Genomic DNA, 5,240 nt, shown 5'->3' on the forward strand with positions numbered 1-5,240 from the left:
GAGCATGCCTTCCTGGAGTGGGGTGAGCGGGTAGATATCCTGGATGGCCGCAGCGCCGCCATCCATCGAAGCGACGATCTGATCGATCTCTTCCTGCGTGATGTCCAGCAAGGGGAGCAGCTCGGGGACGATCCTGTCCACACCCGGCTCGAGCAGGTTGGCCGGAATCGCTTCGCTTTCATCCTGCTCGTAGTTGAAGGACTCGCCCGCGCCGAGCCTTTCGAGAATCTGGTCGCGATTGGACTTGATCAGATCGATGAGTTCGCGGTCCTTCAAGGCGGCACCGGGACCACGAAGGGACAGTTTGCCGTCGACCTGGCGGATGGAGGCCTGCCGAACCTGAAGCAGCGCGTGAAGTGAGGCAAGGCTCATAGGACGATCTCTCCGTATTCTTGGGTATTGGCGGCAATATCCGCGAGCACCGGTGTTGTGAAGATGGTGCGGATGTCCGCCTGCAGGTTCGATCGGCGCATGTGCTCGATGATGCGCACGGCCAGCAGGGAATGCCCGCCAAGCTCGAAGAAGTTGTCATGGCGACCGACCTTCTCCACGCCCAGGACTTCACTCCAGATCCGTGCCAGCTCGGTTTCGATCTCGCCGATCGGCGCCTGGTACGGCCGGCTGAGGTAGGCCTCGCCATCCGGTGCCGGCAGTGCCTTGCGGTCCTGTTTGCCGTTGGATGTCACCGGCATCTCGTCCATTTTCACGTAGGCAGCCGGCACCATGTACTCGGGTAGCTTGCCGCCCAGGTGGGTCAGCAGGCGTTCGGTGGATACGTCTGCGTCGTGGGTGGTGGTGTAGTAGGCGACCAGACGGTGGTCGCCAGGCACGTCTTCGCGGACCATGACGATGGCATCGCGGACGCCCGGGAAGTGCAGCAGCTGGGCCTCGATTTCGCCCAGCTCGATGCGGAAGCCACGAACCTTGACCTGGAAGTCGTTGCGGCCAATGAACTCGATGTCGCCGTTGGAGAAGAAGCGGGCCAGGTCACCGGTGCAGTAGAGCGGTCCGGGAATGTCCGGCCAGGGCGAGGAGACGAATCGCTCGGCGGTCAGTTGCGGGTCGGTATAGCCCTCGGCCAAGCAGGGACCGGCGATGTACAGGTTGCCGATGACGCCGACCGGGACCGGCTGCAGGTGGGCATCAAGCACATAGTAGCGGGCGTTCTGGATCGGGCGGCCGTAGGGGATGCTGCGCCAGTCGCCGCTGACCTGGTGAACTTCGAAGTGGTTGGACCAGATGGTCGCTTCGGTGGCACCGCCCAGGGAAATGAAGCGGGCATTGGGGAAGGCATCGGCCATGGCGCCGGGCAGCGACAGTGGGATCCAGTCACCACTGTTGAAGATCAGGCGCAGCGAGGGATTCTGCCGGGGTATCTGCTGCAGGAACGGCACCAGCAGCTGCAGGGCGGCCGGGGCCGAATCCCAGAAGGTCACGCGCGGATCGAGCACAGCCTCGGCCAAGCGCTGCGGATCGGCCAACTGGTCAGTGCTGGCCATCTGGATGGTGGCACCGGCGGCCAGGATGCCGAAGATGTCGTAGACGGACAGGTCAAAGCTGATCGAGGTGATGAACAGCAGGCAGTCGTTGTGATCGACCTGGTAGGTCCGGTTGACCCAATGGATCAGGTTGATGACCGGAGCATGGGCAACTTTGATGCCCTTGGGCTTACCCGTGGAACCGGAGGTATAGATGATGTAGGCCAGGTCACGGCTGCCCAGGCCAAGCAGGGCCGGTGGCAGGTTGGTGGCCTCCTGGTTTGCCCAGGCCTGTGCATCGGCCTGCAGGTCCACCACGACCGGCAACACGGGCAGGCCGGCAAAGGTACTACGCAGCTTGTCGCGGGTAGCTGCATGGACCATCGCCACCTGCGGGCGTGCATCGGCCAGCATCGAAACAAGCCGGTCGACAGGATAGCTTGCATCCAGCGGCACATAGGCACCGCCGGCCTTGAGGATGGCGACCAGGCCGATGACCATTTCCGGCGAACGGTCCACGCAGATGGCAACCTGCACGCCGGGGGCGACACCTTGATCACGCAGATGCCTGGCCAGGCGATTGGCCTGCTCATTGAGCTGGCGATAGCTGAGGGTATGTTCCTGGAAGCGCAGCGCGATGGCATCCGGGGACTCGGCGGCACGGGCCTCAAACAGCTCATGAATGCAGCGCTTGGCCGGGTATGGTGTGGCGGTGGCATTCCAGTCGACCAGAATCTTGTGCCGTTCCTCGGCTGGCAGCACGCCGAGCGTCTGCAGGTTGCTGTCCGGCTCTTGTTCCAAGGCCTGGATCAGCGATTCCAACGCGGTGCGTACCATGTTGCAGACCAGATCGGGATCTACTGCCGGCAGGACCTGGATGGAGGTCAGGAAATCCTCTTCGATGTCGTCAACATTGAGCACAAGCGGATAGTTGGTGCGTTCCTCGCTGACCAGCTCCTCGACCTGGGTGGAGGTCATGCCATCGATGGGATTTCCGGCCTCATTCATGGCGTGGCGGTAGTTGAGAATGGCGGTAAACAGCGGAGCTGGTGCGGCTACACCGCTGCAACGCTGGGCCAGAGCAAGGGAGGCATGCTCATGGGACATGAGCTCGGTCAGTCGTCGATGGGTGGCGCGGACGCCCTCGGTGGCACCCACGCCTTCCACCTTTACCAGGATGGGGAGGGTGTTGATGAACGGGCCGAAGATGCGGTCGGCCGATTCGTCCAGAGACATGCGACCGAACAACACGGTGCCAAAGACTGCATCGGGCCGGCCGGCCGTGCGCGCGACGACCTGCGCCCACGCTACGTGGAACAGGCTGGCCGCACTGACCCCCAATTGTTTGGCCTTGCGTCTGATGTGCCGGGACAGGCCGATGGGCAGGCGCCGCCTGGCTTCGACGACGTGGGCTCCATCGCCATGTACGTTGAGTAGATTGAACGGTGCGGTCGCCTCCGTGACGTCGCGCAGCATACTGCGGAAGAAGGCCTCATCATCGGCATTGCTGCCTTCATGTCGCGCACGTGCGACCACGTGCTTGAACGGCAGGGGCGATGGGAGCGCGGCTGCGCCGCCGTGAAGTATGGCCATGACCTCATGATTGAGCAGCTGTGCCGTGGTGACATCGTCGATAAGGTGGTGGACCATCCGGATCGCGAGCCACTGTCCGCTGGCGGCATCATGCGCGGCGTAGACTCGCATCAACGGCGCACTCTGGAGGTCGAGTCGGTAGTGGCGGGGGTCGACGTGGCCAACCAACTGTTCTGCGACGTCGCCAACGGCAGCGTCGAACGTCAGGACCTGTAGGGAGAGCGGTGCCTGGCGCCAGACCACCTGCAACGGCGAGGTCAGCCCTTCCCAGACCACGCTGGTCCGGCAGATGTCGTGGCGCGCGATCACCGCGTTCAATGCCTCAACGTAGGCGTCCAGTGCCTGCTTTTCACCGAACCGCACAAGGCTCCACATCAGGTAGGGATCGCTCTGCGTTTCCATCAGGTGATGGAACAGGATGCCCTCCTGCAGGTGGGTTAGAGGATAGATGTCCTTGATATTGGACATGCCCCCTTCGACAGCCTCGGCGATATGATCGATGTCTTCCTGGCTCAGTGCCGCCAGCGGGACCATTTCTGGTGTGATCCGGGACGTTCCCTCCGGAACCGCCGGGGGCACCACATTCGTCCGCGTGGTGCGCTCGCCCTGCACCGCCTCGGCCAGCTGCATCAGCACCGGGGCCTTGAAGATGGTGAGTACGTTGGCATGAAGGTTGGACTGCTTCATCCGCTCCAGCATGCGCACCGCCAACAGCGAGTGACCGCCAAGCTCGAAGAAGTTGTCGTTGCGTCCGATGGTACCCACGCCCAGGACCTCACTCCAGATCTGCGCCAGCTCGTTTTCGACCCTGCCGACCGGCGCCACGTATGGCTTGCTCACGTAGGTCTCCCGGTCGGGTGCCGGCAGTACTGCACGGTCCAGTTTGCCGTTGCTGGTGACTGGCATCCCCTCCATCTTGATATACGCTGCCGGGACCATATGCTCGGGCAGTGCCGCGGCCAGTCGTGACGTCAGCATTTCTGCAGACGGAACGGCGCCGGCATCGGTGGTGTAGTAAGCGACCAGCCGCTTGTCACCGGGCATATCTTCGCGGACGAGCGCGATCGCTTCGCGGATGCCTGGGCATGCCGCCAACTGTGCTTCGATTTCGCCCAGCTCGATGCGGAAGCCGCGCAGCTTCACCTGGAAGTCATTTCGGCCTATGTACTCGATGTCGCCGTTGGCCAGGAAGCGAGCCAGGTCGCCGGTCCGGTACAGCCGGTCGTTCTGAACGAACGGATTGGCGATGAACTTGTCCGCCGTCAGCTCTTGGCGATTGAGGTAGCCACGCGCCAGGCCGACGCCGCTCAGATGCAGCTCGCCAACCACGCCGATCGGGGTTGGGGTACCTGCCGGGTCCAGGATGTAGGCTCGCGTGTTGTCGATCGGCCGGCCGATGGTGACGGGCTGGTCTTCCTCGAAAGGCCGCGGGCAGGTCCAAGCGGTGACGTCGACAGTTGCTTCCGTCGGCCCGTACAGGTTGTGCAGTCGGGTCGTCTCCAGCCGCTCCATGAAGCGGCGGGCCAGCATGGCTGGAAGTGCCTCGCCGCTGCAGAAAACGTCCTTCAGGGAGGTGCAGCCGGCGCTGCCCTCGTGGTCGACGAAGGCCTGCAACATAGATGGAACAAAGTGGACAATTGTGATCTGCTGGTCATTCATCAGGCCAACTAGGTAGTCCGGATCCTTGTGTCCATTCGGGCGTGCCAGCACAAGGCAGGCACCGGCAGACAGTGAACCGAAGAGTTCCCAGACCGATACGTCGAAGGTGATCGGGGTCTTTTGCAGGATTGTGCTGTGGCTGTCAAACCCGTAGGTCTTCTGCATCCACACCAGCCGATTGACCAAGGAATGATGCTCGATCATTACCCCCTTGGGTCTGCCGGTGGAGCCGGAGGTGTAGATGACGTAGGCCAGGTCTCGGCTGCCCAGCCCGAGCATCGCTGGCGCCAGGTTGGTGGCGTCCTGCGTTTTCCAGGTATGGGCATCAACCAGCAGGTCGATCACCGCTGGAGGTGCCGCAAGAGCGTCCAGTGCCGCCTGCAGCGGTGCCTGCGAAGAGGCATGGGTCAATACAACCGGAGGCGCCGCATCGTCCAGCATGAAGGCCAGGCGATCGGTGGGATAGGCGGGATCCAACGGCAGGTAGGCACCACCGGCCTTGAGGATGGC

2 protein-coding genes are annotated in these 5,240 nt (G+C 62.9%); both read right to left on the reverse strand.

The window, feature by feature from the left end:
- Positions 1-372: hypothetical protein (locus ACXJKH_RS13995; RefSeq protein ID WP_457320127.1), on the reverse strand; the 372-nt coding region annotated here is incomplete at its 3' end.
- Positions 369-5,237: an amino acid adenylation domain-containing protein gene (locus tag ACXJKH_RS14000; protein ID WP_457320129.1), complete on the reverse strand. Its 4,869-nt coding sequence runs from the start codon at positions 5,235-5,237 to the stop codon at positions 369-371. The genes ACXJKH_RS14000 and ACXJKH_RS13995, both read right to left, overlap by 4 nt.
- Positions 5,238-5,240: the final 3 nt, after the last annotated feature.

It is taken from the genome of Stenotrophomonas sp. P5_B8, from assembly GCF_054049855.1.